The organism is Leeuwenhoekiella sp. W20_SRS_FM14, from assembly GCF_052119605.1.
GTDB lineage: Bacteria > Bacteroidota > Bacteroidia > Flavobacteriales > Flavobacteriaceae > Leeuwenhoekiella.
This window is the reverse complement of sequence record NZ_JBGQOK010000002.1, coordinates 228,192-251,954: the sequence shown is the minus strand read 5'-3', so window position 1 is coordinate 251,954 and position 23,763 is coordinate 228,192. Positions and strand designations below refer to the sequence as shown.

Here is a 23,763-nt window from a genome sequence, read left to right as displayed (position 1 = left end):
TAAGCGGTATATTTTATTTAAAGAAACGGTTGTGCCAGCTTTCTATTGCAGGTACTTCCCAAAATTCTAGATATTCTTCTTTAGTATTTACGAGATTATTAAATACTATGGTTTTTTTACCTACAGCACCCTCTTTTGCCATCTTTTTAAAATCTGCTAAGGGCTTAAAATGAACCCGGTCATTTTGAATGTAGGTAACATTCATTTTATCTAATAATTGTACTTCAAAATCTTTTTCAAGTTGTTGAATAAATCGCACCTGTGTATCTATAGAACACCCACTGGCAGCACTTGCACTTTGATCAAGACCTATCACGATAAAACGATCATACTTCACCTCGTAACCGGCATTTAAACTTGCGCCATGGGCTGTCCATTCATTTAGAAAGCTTTCCAATTGTTCTTGGAGTTTCACAAGTTCTTCTTCAGTAAATTTGCGGTCACTTTGATAAATCCAAAGTCGGGAATTGGCAGGTAAATCTTGAAAAGGAATTAACATATACGTATATAAAAATTAGTAGCACAAACTTAATGTATATAAAGGCCGTCCTTAAAAAAGATAGTGTTAAAAGCCTTCAAATTCTTTTAAAAATGTAATTATTACAATTTAATTGAAGTAAAATTATCTTGAGAATCGTCCCTCACCATTTTAATCGCGATTGAGGAGTGAATAAAAGATTCAAAACTAAACTGAAAGGATCTTTCTCTCAAATTAATGCTAATAAGCAACGGTACCTTAGATTCTAAATAAAAAAGCACCGGTAAAACCGATGCTTTATAAAACCTATTATTTAATCAAATTATAGATCATCTGCATTTGCGATCATCTCTGCAATATCTAAAACTTCTACAGAATCTTCTTTTTCTTTATTCTTAACGCCATCTGTCATCATCGTATTGCAGAAAGGGCATCCTGCAGCGATAACGTCTGGTTTAATTTCTAAAGCTTCTTCTGTACGCTCTATATTAACATCTTTTGTACCCGGCTCAGGTTCTTTAAACATTTGAGCTCCACCTGCACCACAACAGAAACCTTTTGTTCTGCAGCGTTTCATCTCGACAAGCTCTACCTCCAACTTACGAAGTAAATCTCGCGGAGCCTCATAAATACGGTTAGCACGAGCTAAGTAGCACGGATCGTGAAAAGTAATACGCTTACCTTTATACTTACCCCCTTCAACAGTAAGTCTACCTTCGTCAATTAAAGATTTTAAAAATTGAGTGTGGTGTAAGACTTCGTAATTACCCCCAAGACCAGGGTATTCATTAGCTATTGTATTAAAACAATGTGGGCACGCAGTAACTATTTTTTTTACATCGTAGCCATTAAGAACTTCGATATTTGTTACCGCCTGCATTTGGAATAAAAATTCGTTACCGGCTCGTTTTGCAGGATCACCGGTACAGCTTTCTTCAGTACCCAATACAGCAAATTCTACTCCCGCCTTTGCTAATAGTTTTACAAATGCTTTGGTTATTTTTTTTGCTCTGTCGTCAAAACTTCCGGCGCAGCCTACCCAAAAGAGAACTTCCGGAGATTTGCCTTGTGCCATAAATTCTGCCATCGTAGGGACTTTGATAGCTTCTGCCATAATCTAATTTTTATTCCTATTATTTTTTTAAAATGCTTAGTCTTTAAACACTTCTATAGTTACATCTTTTTCAACAAGATCTGTAAATTTCCCTTTGTAACGGGTTGCACGAACCAGGTGATTATCTATCCAGTGGTAATTACCTCCTCGTGGTTTCCCCATTAAAAGGCTGTGGTAGTTAAAACCGTGCTTGTCTAACCAGTTTTCAGTTACTTCACGGTGTTCTTCAGTACGAGAAGTAAAAAAACATATAATATGCCCTTCATCATACCATTTGTTTAAGGTTGCCAATGCATCTGGGAAAGGTTCGCAAGTTCCCATGCGCTCAGGCTCCTCATTAGGAACATCTTCGGTAATGGTTCCATCAATATCAATGAGGTAGTTCTTCACACCTTCTGGCAGAACCGGGCTTACATGTTCCCCATCCTGCAGCTTTTCACTTAACATTTTGTCCACTTCCTCTTTTTTCATGAGTTTTCTATTTTAAAATTTATTGGTTGGTTTCTAAAGTTCGTTGATCCAATTTGCACGGTCCATTTGATTAAAAGGCCAAGGTGCTGCGTTATTTTCAATATTGGTCATCGCATTATTTAAATCTGTAGGAGCCGCACTCTGCTCCATTACAAGATACTGTCTCATATCCATAATAATAGAAAGTGGATTTATACCCACCGGGCAAGCTTCTACGCAAGCATTACAGGTAGTACACGCCCATAATTCTTCACGGGTAATATAATCATCTAATAATTGTTTCCCATCATCCTGAAAGGTTCCCTTATTAGCATCTATATTTTTTCCTATATCTTCAAGTCGATCACGTGTCGCCATCATAATGCGACGTGGTGACAATAACTTTCCGGTTTGATTTGCAGGACATTCACTGGTACATCTACCGCATTCTGTACAGGTATATGCATTTAATAACTGAACCCAGCTTAAATCTGTAGCCTCACTTGCACCAAACTTTGCGGGTACTTCATCTGCCGCACCTTCCTCTGGCATTGCGTACGGATCTGCATCAGGATCCATCATTAATTTTACTTCCTGGGTTACTGCATCTAAATTATCAAACTGTCCCTGCGGCTTTAGTCTGGCAAAATAAGTATTTGGGAAAGCCAGTAGAATATGCAAATGCTTAGAATAATATAAGTAATTTAAAAATACCAATATTCCTAAAATATGAATCCACCAGGCCGCGCGTTCAACGAGTATTAATGATGAGATACTCATATTTTCAAATAAAGGTGCTATAAACTGACTAACTGGAAACGACCCAAGAATACCTGAAGCACTCGCATAATGCTCTGCTCCTTTAAGCTGAAGTGTATAATCTGCAGCGTTCATCGTTAGAAATAACAGCATAAGTACCACTTCAAAATACAAAATGAGATTGGCGTCTAACTTAGGCCAACCTTTCATTTCTCGATTTAAAAAACGCTTTATATGTAAAATGTTACGACGTATCCAGAAAATGATAACGCCTACTAAAACAAGGAGTGCAAAAATTTCAAAAACAGCAATAAGGAAGTTATAAAAACCACCCATAAAGCTAAATATACGGTGTGTACCAAAAATCCCGTCAATTACAATCTCAAGAACTTCAATGTTAATGATTATGAAACCCAGATATACAAGGACGTGAATAATACCAGAAACCGGTCTACGTACCATTTTATACTGCCCTAAGGCAATCTTAGCCATATTGCGCCAGCGTTGCGGCTTATTATCGCTTCGATCTTCATCGCGGCCTAATTTTATATTGCGGATTAGCTTTTGAACGTTTTTAGCAAAAAAAACAACTCCAATCGCTAGTGCGATTATGAACAATATATTAGGAAGGTATTGCATTTAATTTATTTAAGTGAATCTTTCGGTTCGTTATATGGGCCCGGATTTTTACCAAAAACTGAAAAATGTACGTAACGTTTAGGATTAAGTTTTATGTCTTGCATAAGTTCTTCCATCTGCTTGGTAGCGCGCTCCAGATTATTATACATATCCTTATCATTAATCAATTGCCCTAAACTACCTTCGCCATTATCTATCTTAGAGGTGATGCTTTCTACTTCTGCAATCATATCTTCCATTTTAGTAACTAGCTGACCTACGTCAACTTGAGAAAGACTATCGCTCATCTGATTAAAATTAGCAGACATTTCATCAAGATTTGTGAATGTGCGGCTTAATTTCTTGTCATTATCAGATAATAGTTTATTTAATCCCTGCGAAGCTTGTTTAAACGATGCTGCAGTTTCAGTAATATCTGCAATAGCTGTGCGTAAGTTTTTACGGGTATCTTGATCTAAAACATCTGCAACACCGGTTAAAACAGAATCTGTACTATTTATCACAGACTCCACTTTTTTCTGTAACGGTGTTAGACGCTCATTTACCAGCTCAAAAATACCTTCATCAATAGTACCCTCTAGAGTATCACCAGACTTAGCAACTTCACCACGCTCGTAATCTGGCACAATAGAAAGCGATTTTCCACCTATAAGACCACCACCATAAATTTGTGCTTTACTGCTTTTTGAAAATTGAAAATCATTTTTCACATTAAAGGTAACTAATAACATACCCTGCTGATCTGCAAAATCTATAGATAATACCTTACCTACAGCAAGACCATTAATAGTCACGCTAGAGCCGGGAGAAAGCCCCTCTACATTATCGTAAATCGCATAATAAGTACGGTCATTTTGAAGAAGATTATTGCCTTTTAAAAAGCTATAACCAAAAATTAAAAGAGCTATTGCCACTACGGCTAACAGACCTGTTTTTACCTCTCTAGAAATGTTCAATGTGTACTATTTTTGATGAGCTTCAAATTTAGGAATAAAATCTATTAGGACTTACTACGCTAACTTTTATTTATAACTTAGTTGACCTTACGCTTTACCCCATTTTTAAAGGAAACAATATATGCAGACTTATATCCTTTAGCTTTTGCTTCAGAAAGTTTACGTTGAATTTCACTATAATTTGAGGTATCGCCATAATAATACTTATACAGTTTTCCTTCCTTAGCTCTGGTAATCTCCCCTAAACCTTTAAAATTATATGATTTAGGCTCAACGCTTTTACTACTTGCCGCGATCTGAACCCTATAAACTTCGCCGTCATTAACAATATCCTTTACCTCAACTGCCGGGACAACTTTAGTTATTCCCAGAAAGTCATTTGCACTTACATTTTCTCTATATTCCTCAATCGCTGTGGCTATTGCGTGCGCTATTTCTTTTTGTCCTGTTGAAGAATTTAAATACTTACCTTCCTCATTATTGGTAATAAAGCCCGTTTCAATAAGAACACTAGGCATCACTGTTTGATGTAACACAACAAATCCCGCCTGTTTAACACTACGATCTTTACGATTCAGTTTTTCTCTGAAGTTATCCTGAACCAAACTTGCTAATTGAATGCTTTGGTCTAAAAACTCTTCTTGCATAAGTGTAAGACCTATTAAAGACTCTGGTGAGTTTAAATTATACTGTGCATATTTTTCTTCATAGTTATCTTCCAGAAAGATCACTTCGTTTTCAGCCTTTGCAACTTCAAAATTGGTATTATTTCGATGTAAACCCAGCACGTACGTTTCTGCACCAGAAGCCTGAGAGGTATGTGCATTGCAATGAATAGAGATAAAAAGATCTGCTTTTGCCTTATTAGCAATTTCACCACGACGATCTAATTCTACAAAAACGTCGGTTTTACGGGTGTATAAAACTTCAATCTCTTTGTTTTTCCCTAACTCTTCTCCTATTAATAAAGCGATTTTTAAGGCTACATCCTTTTCTTTTATACCGGTTTTTGAAGGTTTCCCGGGATCTTTACCTCCGTGACCGGCATCTATAACAACTACAAACTTCTTAAAATCAACAGGTTTATCATTAGAAAAAGAATTGCTACATAGCAAACTCAGGGTAAATACAATTATATAAGATATATTCGTTTTCATATTTGGGGAACGTCATTTAATATCATGCAATTTTACAAAGCCATTTTTAATCTTCATTACTTATGGCTTCTAAAAAATAGATGTAATTTTGGCACATTAATTTTTGCCCTTTCATTTACAAAAATAGTACTAATCCCATTGCGAACAAAGATCCTTATCGTACTGCAAATTCTAGGCGTATTCCTTATCTGCTGTGGGTCTTTACAGGCTCAGGAGATATCAGTAAATACTCTTAAAAGCATACCTGCAGATACGTCTTACAAACAGCCCGTTAACAAACCTCAAGGCAGTCAACTTACCCATATGCTTGCGCCTACACAACGCGACAGCACAAAGACAGACAGTTTACAACCTGCCCGCGAGCCGCTTACCGATATCGTCAAATACAGTGCCACTGATTATTCTCGGTTTGATAAACGTACCAACAAACTGTATTTATACAACGAGGCAGAGATTAACTATACCGACATCAACATCAAAGCGGGTCAAATTATTGTAGATAACACAAATAATGTTGTTTTTGCAAAGGGTATTTTAGATTCTGCTGGTGTTTACACACAAGGTCCCGTTTTTGTACAAGCTCAAAACACCGTTGAACCAGACTCGATCAAATATAACTTCAAAACCGAAAAAGCGCTTATTTACGGATCTCGTACAAAGCAACAGGAGTTTTACATTAAAAATGAGGTTAGCAAACGAGTTAATGATTCGGTTGTTTTTATGCGCAATGTGCGTTTTACAACCAGCGAGAATGAGGAAGACCCCGAATATTACTTCTATGCCCGAAAAGTAAAATTTGTACCGGGAAAGAAAATTGTAACCGGCCTGGTTAACATGTTTGTGTACGATGTTCCTATTCCTTTAGGAGTGCCGTTTGCTTATTTTCCAATGGAAAAAGAAACCAGTGTTTCCGGGTTTATAATGCCGTCGCCCGGAGAAAATAACGAGCGTGGTTATTTTCTTCAAAACGGAGGATATTATTTTGCATTAAGCGATTATGCAGATCTTACCCTTACCGGTGATTATTATACAAACGGTAGTTATGCGCTACGCGGAAGCAGTGCCTATCGAAAACGCTACAAGTTTAGTGGAAATGTAAACATTAGATACGAGAGACTACTCAATAGCGAGCGTGGTTTACCCGATTTTTCTGAAACAAACACGTATAATATTCAGTGGTCACATAGCCAGGACACCAAGTCGAGTCCTAATTCGCGATTTTCTGCATCTGTAAACTTAGGAAGTAGTAACTATTTTAGACAATCTACCAATATAGATAACGTCGCCAGTAGACTTACAAACACATTAAGCTCTTCGGTCTCCTATTCTAAAACCTTTCAGACCGTACCACAAGTTAATCTTGCGCTTACCGCAAGACATACACAAAATACGCAGACGCAGGTTATCAACATGACCTTACCTAGCTTACAATTAAACGTAGATCGTATTTACCCATTTGCGCCTAAGACCGGCTCCAAAAAAGGAATTATAGAAAACATCAACTTCAACTACTCCGGTAGTGGGGAAAACCGTTTTGAAACCACAGACAGTCTGTTTTTTACAGCTCAAATGTTTAGAGATGCAGAATTAGGAGTACGACATAGCATTCCCATTACCACAAACTTCAAACTCTTTAAACATTTGAGTGTATCTGCAAGTACAAATTATCAGGAAAGCTGGGTTTTTGAAACCATCAATCAGAGGTTTGATACAGAACAACGAGAAATTGTTCGGGATACTATAAATGGTTTTGATCGTTTTAATACCTATAACTTCAGTACAAGTTTGGGTACAACGTTATACGGCCAGTTTAATTTTGGTGAAGATAAAAAGATACAAGCAATACGTCACGTAATTAAACCTTCAGTTTCTTTTAATTACAACCCGGCTTTTGATCAGTATTATGAAACGTTCTTAGCACCAGAATTAGATGATCCTAATGGAGATTTAACGCGTGAGGTAACCTATTCAAGATTTGATGGTGGCTTTTACGGTGCGCCAGGAAATTTTAGTTCGAGTGGCGTTAGCTTAAGTATAAACAACACGGTAGAGGCAAAAGTTAGAGATAAAGACAGCACCGCTGTAGAGCCTAAAAAAATAGATCTTATTAGCAACCTTGCGATATCTACAAATTATAATTTTCTGGCAGATAGTTTAAAACTGAGCCCTATTTCGGTACGCGGAACGATTCCTATAATTCAAAGTAAATTGAGTGTTAACTTCAATATGACTTTAGATCCGTATGCCTTAAATAACAATAACAGACGTATTGATAAATTGAATGTTCAAAACGGCGGAAGTTTATTTAGATTAACTAATGCCAGCGCCAACTTTGGCTATTCCTTTAGCAGTAAAAGTTTTGAAAAAAACAACGACGGAGAAGATACCCAGACTGCACGTAATGGCGCCAGGCGCGATAACTTACTTGGGGAAGACGGTGATCAGCTAAGAAATAAATTTAATGATAAAGATGAGGGCGAAGAAGACGATGACGTAAAACGCGAACTATATAATTATAAAATCCCCTGGAATTTACGCGTAAATTATAATGTGAATTACGGAAATCTTACACGCCAAAATATGATAACCTCTCACGCTGTAAATTTTAGTGGTGATGTAGAATTAGGCGAGCGCTGGTTTGTAGGAGCATCTTCTGGAGTTGACTTAACTACCGGAAAATTTACACCTACTCAGTTACGATTTGCACGAGATCTAGAAAGTTTTAATATGACATTTGCCTGGACTCCTTTTGGCACCTATGCTTCCTGGAATTTCTTTATAGGTATAAAATCAAGTGTATTGAGCGATTTAAAATATGAGAAGCGTCGCTCACCAGATCAGAGACTTTAATTTAATTTTTTAAAATACAGACTTATGAAAAAAATAATTAGCACCCCTAACGCTCCCGCTCCCATTGGCCCATACAACCAAGCTGTATTTGCTGGGGACACTTTATATATAAGCGGTCAAATACCACTAGACCCTAAGACAGGCGAGCTAGTAAGTGGTGATATTGCTGAAGAAACCAAAATGGTTATGCAAAATTTAGAAGCTATTCTAACAGAAGCAGGACTTACGTTTGAGCACGTGGTTAAAAGCTCTATTTTTTTAAGCGATATGAATAGTTTTGCTGCTGTAAATGCTGTTTACGCCACAGCTTTTAATGAGGAAACAGCACCTGCACGTGAAACTGTAGAAGTAGCAAATCTTCCAAAATTTGTAAATGTAGAAATTTCTATGATTGCTGTTAAGTAGTCTAAAACACACATAAAAAAAGCTGCTAACGAGAAGTTATTCTCATTAGCAGCTTTTTTAATTTAGTTTTAAGGTTTTTATTAAACCATAATATAATTCTTGTGGTAAGCTACAAGACCTTCTATAGGTCTCTTTAAAACCTTACCTATCTTCAAGTCATACTCTTTTAATAAATCTCTTAATTCATCCTGAAGATAAAAAGAAATAGAGCCTACAAAGTGAACTGGTATTTCTTTAGCATTCTTAAATTGAAGAATCTGATGTTCAATAAATAATTTAAAGCCTTTACGTATTAGCTTTTTGCAATACTCGTGATCTTTATTTGTAATTAAGAAACGTGCAAATTGCGCCAAATATGTATTAGGATTAGGCATTTTATATAAATGATTTTTAATGCTTTCTGCAGTAAGATCAAATTGCTTAGCAAACTCGTAAGCTAGTTCTTTTGGGATTTTGTTAAAATGAAAGTCACGTAATAATTGACGTCCAAAGTAATTACCACTACCGTCATCCATTAAAATATAACCTAAAGAAGTTACCTTTTGTTCTATATTCTCTCCATCATATAAACTGCAGTTAGAGCCTGTACCTATGATACAAACAATTCCTGGTTCGTTCTTTTTAGTAGTAGCATAAAGAGCAGCATAGGTATCTTCTTTAATATCTATAAGTTGCGCTTTGTCAAAAAATTCATCAAAAACACCTTTAATCAATTCCTTAGGTTTAGTAGTACCACAACCTGCACCGTAAAAGTAAACGTGAGTCACTTCGTGACGATGTTTATACAATTCATAGTTATTGATTATTCTCTCCGTTAAGATTTCAGCAGACAATACTTGTGGATTTAAACCAAAAGTCTGTGTTTGAAAAATCTCAGCTCCCTCAGCATTCAATGCGATCCAATCTGTTTTCGTTGATCCGCTATCTACTAATAATATCATATTTTTTTGATGTAAGAGTTAAAAAAAGCCCTTTAATTCAGAAGTTGAATTAAAGGGCTTAAAATTATAAATCAATTATAGCGTGTTAACGTATTCTGCTAAGTCAACTAATTTGTTTGAATAACCAAACTCATTATCATACCAAGATACGATCTTAAAGAATTTTGAATTTAATTCAATACCTGCACCAGCATCAAAAATACTTGTACGAGGATCACCTATAAAATCTTGAGAAACCACATCCTCATCTGTGTAACCAAGAACACCTTTCATCTCTCCTTCTGAAGCAGCTTTAAACGTCTTCTTAATATCTTCGTAGCTGGTTTCTTTAGATAAACGTACTGTTAAATCTACAACCGAAACATCTGCTGTAGGTACACGGAAAGCCATACCCGTTAATTTCCCTTTTAATTCAGGAATAACTTTAGTTACAGCAACTGCAGCACCAGTACTAGCAGGAATAATATTTAATAATGCAGAACGACCACCTCTCCAGTCTTTTTTAGAAGGACCATCTACTGTCATTTGAGTAGCAGTAGTTGCGTGTACGGTTGTCATTAATGCTTCATCAATACCATAAGCATCATTTAATACTTTAGCTAAAGGAGCTAAACAGTTTGTAGTACAAGATGCGTTAGATACAATTTTGTCGCTGGCTTTAACATCTTTATGATTAACGCCCATTACAAACATAGGCACATCTTTAGAAGGTGCAGAAATAACAACTTTCTTAGCACCAGCCTGAATGTGGTAATCTGCAGTTTCTAATGTAGTAAATATACCGGTACACTCAGCAACAACGTCTACGCCTGCCTCGTCCCACTTCAAGTTTTTAGGATCACGCTCAGCAGTGATACGTACTGTTTTACCATCTACAACAAGATGACCGTCTTTTACTTCTACAGTACCGTCAAAGTTACCGTGAACAGAATCATATTTTAAAAGGTATGCAAGGTGTTCAACATCTAAAAGGTCATTAATAGCTACAACATCTACGTTATCACGTTTAACTGTTGCTCTAAATACGATACGACCTATACGGCCAAAACCATTGATACCTATTTTTAAATTTCCCATTTTAAATTACTTTTAATTAGAATTAATATTATGTGGTCATTATTTCAGACACACGCACAAGCTCTTTGTTAATTTCAGTTTTTCCTTTAATCGCTTTTTCTATAGGATACAATATCATTTTTTCATGTTGTATTCCTACCATATAATTGCTTTCTCCTGCAAGTAACGATTCTACAGCTTTTACACCCATTCTACTTGCCAGAACTCGATCATAACAACTTGGTGAACCACCACGTTGCATATGACCTAAAACAGCGACTCTCACATCATAGCCTTCTAAATGCTCATCTACATAATCTTTAAGCTCAAAAACATTTTTACCTGTTTTATCACCTTCGGCCACTACTACAATACTAGACATTTTACCACTGGCTTTACTGCGCAGTAATGATTCTAATAAACGTTCAAGACCTAGATTTTCTTCCGGAATTAATATTTCTTCTGCTCCTGCTCCTACTCCTGCATTTAATGCAATGTGACCTACGTCACGCCCCATTACCTCTACAAAGAAAAGTCTGTTATGAGAACTTGCAGTATCTCGTATTTTATCTATCGCTTCTACAGCTGTATTTAATGCTGTATCATAACCTAACGTACGATCTGTACCGCTAATGTCATTATCTATAGTACCCGGAATTCCTATAACAGGAAAATCAAATTCTGTATTAAAAAGAAGACCACCGGTAAAGGTACCATCACCTCCAATGACAACAAGCGCGTCAATATTATTTTCGAGTAGATTGTCGTGAGCGATTTTACGACCTTCAGGGGTTCTAAAACGGTCTGAACGAGCAGATTTAAGCATCGTACCACCTCGGTTTATTATATCACGTACACTACGCGCATCCATAGGTGCAAACTCACCATCAATTAAACCTTCATATCCTCTATATATACCAATACAATCAACTTTATGATATGCACACGTACGCACCACAGATCTAACTGCAGCATTCATTCCCGGAGAATCCCCACCGGAAGTAAGAACTCCGATTTTTGTAATTTTTTTTGCCATTTACTATTGAATGAACAGTAAAAATAGGAATCTCTAAGCACTTTCCTAAGGCATTAGCGATGAATTTAAAGGTATCCTCAATTTCAATCGTTATCGTTAACAACTTATTTTTTTTAAGACGTCAAATTAGGGACTTTACAATCTAAAAGGGTAGTTTTTAAAGGATCAGAAAATAAGAACGGCTCAAAATAGCATATTCTTATTAAAATATGAAGTTATCAGTTAATCCCTATTCGATAGGATAATCAGAATCTGATTGAATTATTTTGATTTCTTCTTCGACTTCGCGAGCTTCTCCTTTAAATACTTTCTGAATTAACTGCTTGAATGTATCAAAATCTACAGAATACGATACTCCTGCACCTTGAGTATAACCATCATTATCGCTGGCTACAAATTGTATATCGGTCTGGCGGTTAAAAATAGTTGCGCGAAGAGACCCATCTTCATTAAGTAGAAAGTTAACTTCTACATTACCCACAACGGCACGCTCACTTACGCCGCCTACAGGTACACCTACTTTACCATTTATTATAACACGGTTAGAAATCTGTGTAGAAAGTGTAAAACCAAAACGTCCTGAAGTTTGCAAATCTGGCCGATTGTCTGCCTGCACATAATCAAGCCCCACACTAAATTTACCATCTTCATCAGACAATAAATCATTAAATATGCCCGATGCTGTTTCTATTAAATTACCATAGGCGGCAGATTGTGCATCAATACCATTTTGACTGAAGAATGATCCCTGAGTCACTAGTGAAAAGGCCTGCAATTCTCGGGTTGCTCTGTTATCTAATCTGTAGTTAAGTTCTGAGGTCACAATAGAACTGGTATTCGGAAACTCAAAGTCAAAAGTGATTTCCGGCTGCATTAATTCGCCATCGAGATTAATAATCACATTTACCGGTATTTTTCGATTAACTGAAGGGTTTTCTAAAAGTATAGACGGGTTTGCCTGTGTTCTGTAAACAGCACTTATATCAAGCAAGGCTTCAGTAGGTTCACCATCCCAGCTAATCTTACCTTCCGGAATAATGTCAAATTGCTTTTGTACTACACCACTGTATCTAAAGTTATAGGAACCTTCGTAGGGTGTAAAGTCACCAAACATATTAAACTTTCCATTAGTATTAATCTGTATTAATAAATAACCCGCACCACGGCCTTTAAGCGTACTTCCGTTTGTCTCGTCTACGACAATTTCTACTTCAGCATCACGTGTAACTTCTAAATCAAAATTAAGTTCGAGTCCCTTAAATTCTTTAATAACAATCTCCTCACCGTCTAAACGCGCCTGTTTTTCTTCGGGACTTAAAAAATAAATATTACTACTGTCTCCAAAAGATTCTGTATCACTTAGTGGAATTTTAAAAATAGTTCCCTTCTCTGTAGTTGCCGCAACATCTATTACCAGCTCATCTGTAGGCCCTTTTAAACTCGCATCACCACTTATAAAAGCCGTACCATAATATAAAGCAAAATCATCTTGTTTTGTATCTAAAACCAGTAAGCGATCTGTGGTTACATCAAGATCAAGATCCCAGTTTCTAAAAAATTGATGACTTATAGTACCGGTTAAAGTTCCTGTAGTCTTGTATTTAACATCAGATAAGGAGACCGAATTAAATTTAAATTCTTGATCACTTAAGGTTACTCGCGCAGTGCCTTTAAAGTCATAATTAGTATTCAAATAAGGTATAGATAAGCCGGCATCTCTAAGAAGTAATTCTCCATCAATATCTGGATTACGGTAATCTCCAGTAATTTGCGCTCTACCACTTGCTAGACCTCGTATTGCTGAAATCACATCACCACCTAACGGACTAAATGCTTGCAGATTTAATTTCCGAAGCTGAACATCTAAATCTATTGCAGGGTTTGCAGCTTCTAAATTTATAGTTCCTAAAGCGGTTAGTGTTTCAACATTTTCATTACGCAAGCGCGTATCAATTTTATAACTTGTTAAGCTCTCATTACCCTTTACTGAAAGGTTGAGATCGCCCATTAGAATATCATTTATCGTAAAATTGCTGATGTTCACATTACTATTAGGCAGATACACTCCTTCTTTCTGTAAAATATCAAGATTCCCATTTACAAGACCGCGTAGGCTAAGACTATCTATATAAGGTGTAATATGCGATAGACGTACCTGTTCAAAATTTGTCTTAATATCTTTAAAAGTACTGTCTCTTAAAATACCTTCAACAGAAATACGCTCTTCTTCGTGAGAAAGAATAAGTTCTCTAACATCTATGTTTTGAAAGTTATTACTGAAGACTATTTTATTGTCTTTATTATCTGCTTCATTTAAAAACCACAGGTTATTTTTAAACTTAAGACTACTCTTCTTAAAGCCTAATACCGAATTGTTATCAGGATTGATCGTATGGTAAAAACTCAAATCGTAAACATCCTGCTTCTGCGGACCGCCCTTAAATTCAGAGCGCATAAATAGCGTATCTTTTAAGGTTACATTAATGAGATTAAAATCACTTACCCCATAAATACCACTACCTATACTGTCTGCTTCAATAAAAGTATTAAACAGCGGGTTTTTATTATCTACCCGTACATTTATAGATTCTGCGAGAATACCAAATGCTTTTATACGTGGTGATCTAAATGTAAGTTTAAAGTCTGAATCGTCAGAAATCACGCTCCCTCTTACAAAAGTATTTGGCTCTAACTCTATATCTGGTACAAGAACCTCAACAATCTTACTGTAGATCTGAATATTAAAATCCATAAACTGATCTGTAGTAATAGTCTGCGGCTCATAATTTGTGTAAAGACTTCCTATCGCATTTCTAAAAAGAGCCTGTACATCACCTATTCTGAAGTTACCTGAAACCTCACCTGATATGATGTCTGGAGAGTTTATGGTAATTGTACGTAAGCTATCTTTAAAGGTAGATGTGATCTCAAAATCTTCAAACTCATACAGATCGTTAGTGTTCTCAAAACTAGACTTACTAAATACGATACTACCAGCTGCATCATCAATGTTTGTACCCTGCATATCTATAACAACCTGTCCTTTTAAAAGTGCTATGCTGTCATTTAAAAAATTGAGTTTCGCCAGGTCAAGGTGATCAATTTCAGCAGTAAAATCATACGTGTTAACAGCCTGGGTAACATCTATAAGACCATTAAAAGTTAGATCTGCATTAGGATCTCTAATGCTTAGGCGACCATCAAAAACCGGGTAACTTAAATCACCTGATACGGTTATAGCCTGATAGTTATATTTGTTATAATTTATTCTATTAATTACACCCTCTACGTGTGTATCTAATGTAGCTGCTTCTATACCTTCTCCGTTTATCAGAAAGTTAAAAGTAACAGCACCTAGTTTAGGAACCTGTAAGAGCCTACCTAGGTTAAAGTTTTCGGCACGCACCATACCTACATAGGTCGCCAGGTCTATATTACTGGTATTTGTTAAATCGATATCGGTTTCAATAAGTCCAAGATCTGTTTTGATTGTTGTTTTAGAGTATACCGTATTTTCGGTAACATTTAAAACTCCCTCAAGATCAACGACTCCTAAACGCACCAATTCTTCGGGTAAATTTGTACCTAAAACACCAGGTAATAATGCTGTTAAATCTAAATATGAAGTTTGTAATTGCTTGTAATTACCTTCAATAGTGAATGTATTGTTATCCCCTAACAAATTTCTAAAACGTACATCTCCCTGTATACGACTTGTATTCAGGCCGCTTAAATCGAAGTCTGAAAGTCTAAAATCATTGAGTGTACCTTTCATTTTCCCGTTAAGCGATAAGGTTTTATCAGATCCAAATTCCGCATAAAAAACCTGTAAATCTGTCGTTGATATTTGAGTATCGTCAAAATCGATATTAAAGATCACCCGGTTATTAAAATCCTGAAAAGCGTCATCTTTAGTATCCATAACCACATCGCCCTTCAATACCGAATGCTCTGTAGTTAGTCTAAGATCTTTTAAAATAATGGTTTCTGGATTGTATTTAAAATCTGCCTGCAGCCCGCGCAGATGATAATCTCTTGCTGCATCAAGCTGTAAATCTTTTATCTGAGCAGTAACTGTGACATCGTCAAGTTTAAAATCTTCTGCCAGCAATTGTAATTTAGTATAATCTACTACGGTAGGCGTATCTAAATCTTCATCGGTAAATTTAAAATGCATATTGATTAACTCTAACTCAGAAGATGAGAGTCTAAAAGGTGTAGAGGGTGGTGCTCCTGTATTAAATTTTTGAGAAAAAACATACAGGTTGTCATTTTCTTCACCTTTATACTTACGCACATACAGCTTAGAATTTTCTAAAGCTATATCTCCTAAATTCATTTGACTATTCATCAAAGCTTTTAAGCTTAACAAACTCGTTTCTACTTTCTGTGAATAGATTAAAGTATCATTATGGTGATCTGCAATATAAACTTCCTTAATTGCAGCAAAACCATTATATTTTATATGAATTTTACCTACCGAAATTTGAGTACCGTATTTTTCGTTGAGTGAGGTAGTAACTTTATTGGCAATAAATGTCTGTACAGTAGGTATCGAAAATATGACGACTAGCAACGCAAAAACACCTATCACTAAGAATAGGGTACGTGTAACTATTTTTCTAAATTTTCTGATACGTTTTTAAGTTTTAACTTTGCACACTATGCGTTCTACAAAATCTCAAAATACCTCTTGAGAAGTAGCGCGCTCATAAATAGAACCCGTTTAAGATCTGCCTTTCGGCATTAATTTTATTATGGGTAAAAGTACATTAACAATCGGTATGCTTAACTCCATTATGCCAAAAAATAATACCCACATCCTAGCTATTGAATCATCTTGCGATGATACTGCCGCTGCTGTGCTTCTTAACGACAAAAAGCTTTCAAATGTTGTCGCCGGCCAGGCAGTGCATAAACAATATGGTGGCGTAGTTCCTGAACTTGCTTCTAGAGCACATCAACAAAATATTGTTCCCGTTGTTCACGAGGCACTACGCGTTGCAAATGTAAAAAAAGAAGATCTTTCAGCGATTGCTTTTACCAGTGGTCCCGGTCTAATGGGCTCGCTCCTGGTAGGCACCTCCTTTGCAAAATCATTTGCGATGGGACTAAATATCCCTTTAATAGATGTAAACCATATGCAGGCACACATTCTGGCTCATTTTATAGATGAAGACGGGTATGACAAACCTACATTTCCCTTTCTTGCGATGACAATTTCAGGTGGACATACGCAGATTGTACGTGTTGATGATCATTTTAAAATGACGGTTTTAGGTCAAACTATTGACGATGCGGTAGGAGAAGCTTTTGACAAAAGTGCAAAAATATTAGGCCTACCTTATCCCGGCGGACCCTTAATTGATAAATATGCTAAGCTAGGAAACCCAAAAGCCTTTAAATTCACAAAGCCAAAAGTAGATGGATTAGATTTTAGTTTTAGCGGATTTAAAACTGCTGTTCTGTATTTCTTTCAGCGGGAGATTGCTAAAAATCCTGCGTTTGTAGATGAAAACCTCAACGATATATGTGCCTCCATTCAATATACAATTGTAGAGATTTTAATGGATAAAATTAAAAAAGCGGTAAAAGAAACCGGCATTACACAAGTTGCTATTGGAGGTGGTGTTTCTGCAAATAGTGGAATTCGGGAAGCGCTCAAAAAAGCGGAAACTAAATACGGCTGGAAAACATTTATTCCCAAATTTGAATACACTACAGATAATGCAGCAATGATAGGAATTGTAGGTTATTTAAAATACATGTCAGAAAATCTTGAAAATACAGGTTTTAAAGAAACCCGTGTAATCGCGCAATCTCGTTTAAAAATATAAGCATGCAATTATTTTATAATCCAGATATTGCTGCAGAAGCAACACAGGCAACCTTTCCTAAAGATGAGAGTAAACATATCGTAAAAGTTCTGCGGAAAAAAGCGGGAGACCTTCTTGATATCACTAATGGAACAGGAAACTTTTTTAAAGCCGAAATCACAACTGCAAGTCCGTCTGGATGTATTGTAAAAATCATCGAAGTCACGACTCAAAATCCCCTTCCCTATGAGTTACATATGGCAGTTGCCCCAACTAAACTTAATGATAGATTTGAATGGTTTCTTGAAAAAGCTACCGAGATAGGCATCACTGAAATCACACCCATAATTTGTGATCACAGCGAGCGTAAAGTAATTAAAGAAGATAGATACGAGCGTATTTTACAAAGCGCTATGAAGCAGTCTTTAAAAGCCTATATTCCAAAATTGAATCCCGCTATTTCTTTTTCTGAATTTATTGCGCTTACTACAAACTATGTGGGTGTAAAATATATTGCGCATTGTGAAGAAACTTCTAAATTCTCACTGAAGCAAAAGTTACAAAAAGGAGGTTCTAATCTCATCTTAATAGGTCCCGAAGGCGACTTTTCTACTTCAGAAATTGAGAATGCTTTAGAAACAGGTTTTATCCCGGTTATGCTTGGGGAAAGTAGATTACGTACTGAAACCGCTGCGGTAGTTGCCGTGCACAGCGTCGCTTTTGTTAATGAATAAGCTTTAAAATTAGCCCATAATCTTTACCAGTAATTCTTTTAGAATATCACCTTGTGGTAATTGATTTGCGCCCACACCCTTTCCTTTCATATCGGCGTCACGCAAGAGATTAATTATAGAGCTTACTTTTTTCATGGGGTAATTGCGTCCCGCATCAACATATTCCCCAACAAAATACGGACTCACACCTAAGGCTTTTGCTACAGAACTTTTGTCTTTACTAGGCAAACCGTGATACATTAATAATTTTTGAAAGTACTGAAAAAGCAATGCTATAGTAACCACCATAGGATTATCCTTAGGGTTTTGAGAAAAATAGTTAATGATTCGGTGCGCTTTTACAATCTCCTTATTACCTATTGCCTTGCGCAACTCAAAATTATTATAGTCTTTACTAATGCCTATATTTTCTTCTATAGCAAGTGGTGTAATTGCACTTCCCGCCGGCAGAATCAGCATCAATTTTTGAAGTTCATTATTTATTTTAGAAAGATCTGTACCTAAAAATTCAACGAGCATATGAGCCGCTTTAGGCTCTACGGTATAATTTTTACTGCTCATCACCTTCCTGATCCAGTCACTTACCTGGTTGTCATACAGTTTTTTACTTTCAAATACGAGACCGTTTTTGACTAAGGCTTTGTAAACCTTCTTACGCTTATCTATCTTCTTGTATTTGTAGCAAAAAACCAGCACGGTAGTATGCTGCGGATTTTCGGCATAGGCCTCGAGTTTGTTTTTCTTATCCTCGCTCTGTGCATTAATCTCACGAGCCATATCCTGAGCTTCCTTAACAATTACTACTTGATGCTCTGCCATCATCGGGTAACGTTTGGCTTGAGCTACTACATCATCTAGCGATACATCACGACCGTATAAGACCATTTGATTAAACCCACGTTCCTCTTCGGTTAAAACCTGATCTGCTATAAAATCTGCCAGCTGATCTATATAATAAGGCTCTTCCCCCATTAAAAAATAAATAGGTTTTAGATTTCTATTTTTAATATCCTTAACTATACGGGTAACTTCTTCCACAAAAGATCTATTTAATAAGGCTTAGCAGTATAAACTTGGTAAAAATTATAAAGGTTGATTACCTTTGAAACGATGCAGCAATTGAATTTTCCCAGGTATACTTTTCGGGTCAAAAATAGCGAAAATAAACCGCTTATATTTGACGACATTCGCAAAAAATTTGTTCGGCTAACGCCGGAAGAATGGGTGCGCCAACATACTGTCGTACATATGCTGCAAGCTTACAACTATCCCATTTCTCTAATAAATGTAGAAAAAGAGCTCAAGGTTAATAATCTTTCTAAACGGTATGACGTTGTTATTTTTAACCCAGACGGAAGCATAAAGCTTATCGTTGAGTGTAAAGCACCTAAAATTAAAATCAATCAAGATACTTTTGATCAGATTGCGAGATACAATCTGGCATTAAATGCGGAGTATCTTATGGTAACAAATGGTATTAATCATTACTATTGCCAGATGGATTATGAAGCAGAAAAATATATTTTTCTTCCAGACCTTCCTACCTATAACCCTTAAACACATCTTTTGAAAGTAGCCATAGTTATACTCAACTGGAACGGCAGACACCTGCTTGAAGAATATTTACCTTCAGTAATTGCGCACAGTGCACATGAGGCTCATATATATGTTGCAGATAATGCATCAACAGATGACTCTGTTGCATTTATAACGCAACACTTTCCGCAGGTTACCTGTATAGTAAACAAAAGCAATGGCGGGTACGCTAAAGGTTATAATGATTCTCTTAAGGGTCTTTCTGAAGATTTATTGGTTTTAATGAATAGTGACATTCTCACTACAAAAGACTGGTTAAAACCTATTATTCAAGAATTTATAAATGATGATCAATTAGGTGCTGCACAGCCAAAAATACTAGACCTAAAACGCAAAACACATTTTGAATATGCCGGTGCAGCCGGTGGCTTTCTTGATGCTTTGGGATATCCATTTTGTCGTGGTCGCATCTTTGATACTGTAGAAGAAGATCGCGGTCAATATAATGACACGACACCTATATTTTGGGCAAGTGGCGCTTGTTTAGTCGTGAGAAACGAACTCTTTTGGAAAGCAGGAGCTTTAGATGAGCTCTTTTTTGCCCATCAGGAAGAGATTGATTTATGCTGGCGTATTCAGGCAGAGGGATTTACTATTAAAAGTATAGGAACGAGTGCCGTATACCATTTGGGCGGTGCGACCCTAGAACAAATGAACCCGCAAAAGACGTTTCTAAACTTTAGAAATAATCTTATACTCCTACTCAAAAACGTATCTGGTCTTAAAGTATGGATAATTCTATTTTTAAGAATGTGTCTAGATGGAGTTGCTGCACTAAAATTTCTTTTTGAAGGAAAATCTGACCACTTTTTTGCTATTTTAAAAGCTCATTTTGATTTTTACTCAAAATTATTTTTAGTTATTCAAAAAAGACGTAACACTAAGAAAATCAGATACTATTCAAAGATTAATACTATAGTATGGACGTATTTCATACGCAAAATTAAGCACTACAACGAACTCTTTTAACAAAATTTAAAGTATTGTTAAGTTTGGCTTTTTGCATCGTATTTTAGGTATATTTGGGTCCAATAAATTAAATAGAAAACAACTAAATTATGAGAAAATTAATGCTTGTATCAGCTTCTGCTTTGATACTACTTTCCTCTTGCGTATCTCAGAAAAAATATGCTGCATTAGAGGCAAAACAACAAGAAACTCAAGACATGCTAAACTCAGCAACTGTCAAATTGAACTCTTGTTTAGCTCAAAGTGAAACGTTACGCGAACAAATAGGTGATTTAAGAAAAACAAATAATAGTTTAATTGACACTCAAGGAAATTTAACTACTTTATCTACTAAAGGAGCAGAAAACTTAGAGAAGTCTTTAGAGCAAATGAAAGAAAAAGATCTACAGATCAAAACTTTCCGCGATGCTTTAAACAAGAAAGATTCTGTTACTCTAGCTTTAGTTACCAGCTTAAAAGGTGCTATAGGTAACTTAAATGATGAAGATATCGAGATCAACGTTGAGAAAGGTGTTGTTTACGTTTCTATATCAGACAAGTTATTATTTAACAGTGGTCGTTGGGATGTAACTAGCCGTGCTAAACAAGTACTAGGTAAAGTTGCAACAGTTGTAAAAAATCAACCAGAAATTGAATTTATGGTTGAAGGTCATACAGACAGCAAGGCTATTAGCACTGCAGTTATTGAAGATAACTGGGATTTAAGTGTTAAACGTGCAACTTCTGTAGTACGTATTTTACAAAAAGAATTTGGTGTACCACCAGAGCGTATGGTAGCTGCAGGTAGAAGTTATTATGTTCCTGTTGCAAGCAACGATACAGAAGATGGTCGTGCTCGTAACCGTAGAACTCGTATTGTAGTTCTTCCTAAACTTGATCAATTCTACAAAATGATCGAAGACGGAATGCCAAAAGCAAAATAAGTTTTCCTAGTTATAGAAAACGAAAAACCCGGTCAGTTGACCGGGTTTTTTATTGCCTTATAGTTTTAAGAATTACTTGGCTAAAAAGTCTATAAGTATTTTATTCAACTCTTCAGTATGTGTAAAGACTAAGCCGTGAGGTGCATCGTTTATAATCTCTAAAGTACTTCCTTTTACAATTGATGCTGCTTGTTTTGCCGAAGGTTCTATAGGCACAACTTGATCTGCATCACCATGTACGATGAGTGTAGGTATATCAAAACTTTTCAAATCTTCTCTAAAATCTGTTGTCCCAAAAGAATCTATACAATCTACTGTCGCTATTGGGGAAGCTTGCGATGCAACAGCCCAGTTAAAATGAACTTGCGATTTACTTATTCGATCTTTGTTATCACCGTAGTTTACAAAGTTATTGCCAAAGTCTTCAAGGAAACTCAATCGATCCTTACGTACACCCGCTTTGAACTGCTCAAATGTTTCCGCAGGCACTCCTTTAGGATTATCATCTGTTTTGAGCATAAATGCCGCTACTGAAGAAATTAATGCTGCTTTTTTAAGTTTAGAAGTTCCATAATTACCTATATATCTAGAAACTTCACCTCCACCCATAGAGAAACCTACGAGCGTGATGTTTGTAAGATTAAGCACATTTATAAGATCATTAAGATCTTTTGCCAGGGTATCATAATCATAACCGCCCCAAGGCTTATCTGATTTTCCAAAACCTCTGCGGTCATAAGCTATAACACGATGCCCTGCATTAATTAAAGGCTCTACTTGATATTCCCACATTTGATGACTTAAAGGCCACCCATGAATAAGTATTACAGGATCTCCACTGCCATAGTCGTGGTAAAATAGTTTAATAGATTCGTCGTTTTCGGTTGAAGTTGTTTCAAGGTAATTCATAGTATTTTTATTTTACCTTAAATTACAATCTAAGCAACTAGCAATCAAATTGTGATTCGCAATTTATAAGAATTTTAACCAGAACCTATAAAAAAATCTAAATGGTTAATGAGCCTTTACCTTCCCGTATTAAAACAGCTTCACCACTGGTAAGGTCTATTACAGTAGAAGGTACATTATCCCCATAACCACCGTCAATTACAACATCTACAAGCTTATCCCACTTTTCTAAAATAAGCTCGGGATCTGTCGTGTATTCCACAACCTCATCCTCATCATAAATAGATGTAGATATGATAGGGTTCCCCAGTTCTTTTACAATAGCCCGCGCGATATTATTATCGGGTACTCTTATCCCTACCGTTTTTTTCTTTTTAAATACTGAAGGTAAGTTGTTATTACCTGGTAATATAAAGGTATAAGGCCCAGGCAAAGCGCGCTTTAAGAGCTTAAATGTAGGTGTGTCTATTTGCTTTACATATTCAGATATATTGCTTAAATCTTCGCATATAAATGAAAAATTAGCCTTTTCAAGTTTAATCCCTCGTAGTTGAGCCACACGGGTTAACGCTTTAGTACTCGTAATATCACAGCCTAAACCATAAACAGTATCTGTAGGGTAAATGATAACACCATCATTTTTTAAAATCTTTACAATACGCTTAATTTCGCGTTCGCTGGGATTATCGTTATATAGTTTAATAAATTCTGCCATAATTATGCTTTTTCAACCTCGCTTTCAAGTTTAAGAACCTCAGAGCCATCATCCTGTTTGATATAAAGCGCTTTGTTGCCCTCTTCCCCATCGCGGGTAATTTCAGAACCATCTATAGTTCTGGTAATTTTTTTAGTATAGGTTTTTTCAACCTTACCTGTGGCAGTCCCATTACCCCATTTCCATTTTACTTCACTTCCTTCTCGTATCATAGTTTTTTTTTCTAAAGTTAACGGAGCCCGTTATTTTACAGAGCAATT

21 protein-coding genes are annotated in these 23,763 nt (G+C 36.2%); 7 read left to right on the top strand and 14 right to left on the bottom strand.

Going from position 1 to position 23,763, the window contains the following annotated elements; translation table 11 throughout:
• Positions 1 to 13 precede the first annotated feature (13 nt).
• From ACEN25_RS04685 to ACEN25_RS04660, 6 genes are all read right to left on the bottom strand, one after another.
• Entirely contained in the window at positions 14 to 499 is a 486-nt protein-coding gene (locus ACEN25_RS04685; RefSeq protein WP_441801884.1) for an ABC transporter ATPase, read from the bottom strand.
• A 301-nt stretch (positions 500 to 800) separates the two neighbouring features.
• Entirely contained in the window at positions 801 to 1,592 is a 792-nt protein-coding gene (locus ACEN25_RS04680) for a (Fe-S)-binding protein (RefSeq protein WP_441801883.1), read from the bottom strand.
• A gap of 36 nt (positions 1,593 to 1,628) precedes the next feature.
• Positions 1,629 to 2,063 carry an LNS2 domain-containing protein gene (locus ACEN25_RS04675; protein WP_028374645.1) on the bottom strand — a complete coding sequence of 145 codons (435 nt, stop codon included), beginning with the start codon at positions 2,061 to 2,063 and terminating at the stop codon, positions 1,629 to 1,631.
• Positions 2,064 to 2,096: 33 nt separating this feature from the next.
• On the bottom strand, positions 2,097 to 3,440 hold the full coding sequence (locus tag ACEN25_RS04670; protein ID WP_441801882.1) for a 4Fe-4S dicluster domain-containing protein: 1,344 nt from the start codon (positions 3,438 to 3,440) through the stop codon (positions 2,097 to 2,099).
• Between the two features lie 5 nt (positions 3,441 to 3,445).
• Entirely contained in the window at positions 3,446 to 4,396 is a 951-nt protein-coding gene (locus ACEN25_RS04665; RefSeq protein ID WP_441801881.1) for an MlaD family protein, read from the bottom strand.
• Positions 4,397 to 4,473: 77 nt separating this feature from the next.
• The gene (locus ACEN25_RS04660; RefSeq protein ID WP_441801880.1) at positions 4,474 to 5,553 is read right to left on the bottom strand and encodes an N-acetylmuramoyl-L-alanine amidase family protein; all 1,080 of its coding nucleotides are present in this window, start codon (positions 5,551 to 5,553) and stop codon (positions 4,474 to 4,476) included.
• A gap of 24 nt (positions 5,554 to 5,577) precedes the next feature.
• On the opposite strand from ACEN25_RS04660, the gene ACEN25_RS04655 reads away from it, so the two are divergent.
• Together ACEN25_RS04655 and ACEN25_RS04650 are read left to right on the top strand one after the other, a co-directional pair.
• On the top strand, positions 5,578 to 8,403 hold the full coding sequence (locus tag ACEN25_RS04655) for a putative LPS assembly protein LptD (protein ID WP_441801879.1): 2,826 nt from the start codon (positions 5,578 to 5,580) through the stop codon (positions 8,401 to 8,403).
• Positions 8,404 to 8,427: 24 nt separating this feature from the next.
• A complete protein-coding gene (locus tag ACEN25_RS04650; protein ID WP_441801878.1) occupies positions 8,428 to 8,808 on the top strand; it encodes a RidA family protein in 381 nt (126 codons plus the stop codon).
• A gap of 80 nt (positions 8,809 to 8,888) precedes the next feature.
• Here ACEN25_RS04650 and ACEN25_RS04645 read toward each other — a convergent pair whose 3' ends face one another.
• The 4 genes from ACEN25_RS04645 to ACEN25_RS04630 all read right to left on the bottom strand — a co-directional run bounded on the left by ACEN25_RS04645 (position 8,889) and on the right by ACEN25_RS04630 (position 16,435).
• Positions 8,889 to 9,749 carry an N-acetylglucosamine kinase gene (locus tag ACEN25_RS04645; RefSeq protein WP_028374639.1) on the bottom strand — a complete coding sequence of 287 codons (861 nt, stop codon included), beginning with the start codon at positions 9,747 to 9,749 and terminating at the stop codon, positions 8,889 to 8,891.
• Positions 9,750 to 9,824: 75 nt separating this feature from the next.
• Entirely contained in the window at positions 9,825 to 10,826 is a 1,002-nt protein-coding gene (gene gap / locus ACEN25_RS04640) for a type I glyceraldehyde-3-phosphate dehydrogenase (RefSeq protein ID WP_028374638.1), read from the bottom strand.
• 28 nt (positions 10,827 to 10,854) lie between these two features.
• Entirely contained in the window at positions 10,855 to 11,841 is a 987-nt protein-coding gene (pfkA, locus tag ACEN25_RS04635; RefSeq protein WP_028374637.1) for a 6-phosphofructokinase, read from the bottom strand.
• 229 nt (positions 11,842 to 12,070) lie between these two features.
• The gene (locus ACEN25_RS04630; RefSeq protein ID WP_441801877.1) at positions 12,071 to 16,435 is read right to left on the bottom strand and encodes a translocation/assembly module TamB domain-containing protein; all 4,365 of its coding nucleotides are present in this window, start codon (positions 16,433 to 16,435) and stop codon (positions 12,071 to 12,073) included.
• Between the two features lie 205 nt (positions 16,436 to 16,640).
• On the opposite strand from ACEN25_RS04630, the gene tsaD reads away from it, so the two are divergent.
• Together tsaD and ACEN25_RS04620 are read left to right on the top strand one after the other, a co-directional pair.
• Positions 16,641 to 17,678 carry a tRNA (adenosine(37)-N6)-threonylcarbamoyltransferase complex transferase subunit TsaD gene (gene tsaD / locus ACEN25_RS04625; RefSeq protein ID WP_441802147.1) on the top strand — a complete coding sequence of 346 codons (1,038 nt, stop codon included), beginning with the start codon at positions 16,641 to 16,643 and terminating at the stop codon, positions 17,676 to 17,678.
• A 2-nt stretch (positions 17,679 to 17,680) separates the two neighbouring features.
• Positions 17,681 to 18,391, top strand: coding sequence for a 16S rRNA (uracil(1498)-N(3))-methyltransferase (locus ACEN25_RS04620; RefSeq protein WP_441801876.1), 711 nt, complete (start codon positions 17,681 to 17,683; stop codon positions 18,389 to 18,391).
• Between the two features lie 9 nt (positions 18,392 to 18,400).
• Here the strand turns inward: ACEN25_RS04620 and holA are convergent, their stop codons facing one another.
• The gene (gene holA, locus ACEN25_RS04615) at positions 18,401 to 19,429 is read right to left on the bottom strand and encodes a DNA polymerase III subunit delta (protein ID WP_441801875.1); all 1,029 of its coding nucleotides are present in this window, start codon (positions 19,427 to 19,429) and stop codon (positions 18,401 to 18,403) included.
• Positions 19,430 to 19,501: 72 nt separating this feature from the next.
• On the opposite strand from holA, the gene ACEN25_RS04610 reads away from it, so the two are divergent.
• The 3 genes from ACEN25_RS04610 (at position 19,502) to ACEN25_RS04600 (ending at position 21,879) form a co-directional block, all read left to right on the top strand.
• Positions 19,502 to 19,948 (top strand): type I restriction enzyme HsdR N-terminal domain-containing protein, encoded by a 447-nt coding sequence (locus tag ACEN25_RS04610; RefSeq protein WP_441802146.1) that lies wholly within the window; start codon positions 19,502 to 19,504, stop codon positions 19,946 to 19,948.
• A gap of 9 nt (positions 19,949 to 19,957) precedes the next feature.
• Complete coding sequence (locus tag ACEN25_RS04605) at positions 19,958 to 20,956, top strand: glycosyltransferase family 2 protein (RefSeq protein ID WP_441801874.1); 999 nt, start codon at positions 19,958 to 19,960, stop codon at positions 20,954 to 20,956.
• Positions 20,957 to 21,045: 89 nt separating this feature from the next.
• Positions 21,046 to 21,879 carry an OmpA family protein gene (locus tag ACEN25_RS04600; protein ID WP_028374631.1) on the top strand — a complete coding sequence of 278 codons (834 nt, stop codon included), beginning with the start codon at positions 21,046 to 21,048 and terminating at the stop codon, positions 21,877 to 21,879.
• Positions 21,880 to 21,951: 72 nt separating this feature from the next.
• Here the strand turns inward: ACEN25_RS04600 and ACEN25_RS04595 are convergent, their stop codons facing one another.
• From ACEN25_RS04595 to ACEN25_RS04585, 3 genes are all read right to left on the bottom strand, one after another.
• The gene (locus ACEN25_RS04595) at positions 21,952 to 22,788 is read right to left on the bottom strand and encodes an alpha/beta fold hydrolase (protein WP_441801873.1); all 837 of its coding nucleotides are present in this window, start codon (positions 22,786 to 22,788) and stop codon (positions 21,952 to 21,954) included.
• A 97-nt stretch (positions 22,789 to 22,885) separates the two neighbouring features.
• Positions 22,886 to 23,503 carry an L-threonylcarbamoyladenylate synthase gene (locus ACEN25_RS04590; RefSeq protein ID WP_028374630.1) on the bottom strand — a complete coding sequence of 206 codons (618 nt, stop codon included), beginning with the start codon at positions 23,501 to 23,503 and terminating at the stop codon, positions 22,886 to 22,888.
• A gap of 2 nt (positions 23,504 to 23,505) precedes the next feature.
• Positions 23,506 to 23,715, bottom strand: a complete 210-nt coding sequence (locus ACEN25_RS04585; protein ID WP_441801872.1) for a DUF2945 domain-containing protein — start codon at positions 23,713 to 23,715, stop codon at positions 23,506 to 23,508.
• Between the last annotated feature and the right edge of the window lie 48 nt (positions 23,716 to 23,763).

Bases quoted from the DNA above. Each gene is read 5' to 3' on its own strand.
- ACEN25_RS04680 (WP_441801883.1), bottom strand. From the start codon at position 1,592: ATGGCAGAAGCTATCAAAGTCCCTACGATGGCAGAATTTATGGCACAA.
- ACEN25_RS04675 (WP_028374645.1), bottom strand. From the start codon at position 2,063: ATGAAAAAAGAGGAAGTGGACAAAATGTTAAGTGAAAAGCTGCAGGAT.
- ACEN25_RS04595 (WP_441801873.1), bottom strand. From the start codon at position 22,788: ATGAATTACCTTGAAACAACTTCAACCGAAAACGACGAATCTATTAAA.
- ACEN25_RS04610 (WP_441802146.1), top strand. From the start codon at position 19,502: ATGCAGCAATTGAATTTTCCCAGGTATACTTTTCGGGTCAAAAATAGC.
- ACEN25_RS04645 (WP_028374639.1), bottom strand. From the start codon at position 9,749: ATGATATTATTAGTAGATAGCGGATCAACGAAAACAGATTGGATCGCA.
- gap (WP_028374638.1), bottom strand. From the start codon at position 10,826: ATGGGAAATTTAAAAATAGGTATCAATGGTTTTGGCCGTATAGGTCGT.
- ACEN25_RS04600 (WP_028374631.1), top strand. From the start codon at position 21,046: ATGAGAAAATTAATGCTTGTATCAGCTTCTGCTTTGATACTACTTTCC.
- ACEN25_RS04685 (WP_441801884.1), bottom strand. From the start codon at position 499: ATGTTAATTCCTTTTCAAGATTTACCTGCCAATTCCCGACTTTGGATT.
- tsaD (WP_441802147.1), top strand. From the start codon at position 16,641: ATGCCAAAAAATAATACCCACATCCTAGCTATTGAATCATCTTGCGAT.
- ACEN25_RS04660 (WP_441801880.1), bottom strand. From the start codon at position 5,553: ATGAAAACGAATATATCTTATATAATTGTATTTACCCTGAGTTTGCTA.
- pfkA (WP_028374637.1), bottom strand. From the start codon at position 11,841: ATGGCAAAAAAAATTACAAAAATCGGAGTTCTTACTTCCGGTGGGGAT.
- ACEN25_RS04590 (WP_028374630.1), bottom strand. From the start codon at position 23,503: ATGGCAGAATTTATTAAACTATATAACGATAATCCCAGCGAACGCGAA.
- ACEN25_RS04670 (WP_441801882.1), bottom strand. From the start codon at position 3,440: ATGCAATACCTTCCTAATATATTGTTCATAATCGCACTAGCGATTGGA.
- ACEN25_RS04650 (WP_441801878.1), top strand. From the start codon at position 8,428: ATGAAAAAAATAATTAGCACCCCTAACGCTCCCGCTCCCATTGGCCCA.
- ACEN25_RS04655 (WP_441801879.1), top strand. From the start codon at position 5,578: ATGCAATTTTACAAAGCCATTTTTAATCTTCATTACTTATGGCTTCTA.
- ACEN25_RS04620 (WP_441801876.1), top strand. From the start codon at position 17,681: ATGCAATTATTTTATAATCCAGATATTGCTGCAGAAGCAACACAGGCA.
- ACEN25_RS04585 (WP_441801872.1), bottom strand. From the start codon at position 23,715: ATGATACGAGAAGGAAGTGAAGTAAAATGGAAATGGGGTAATGGGACT.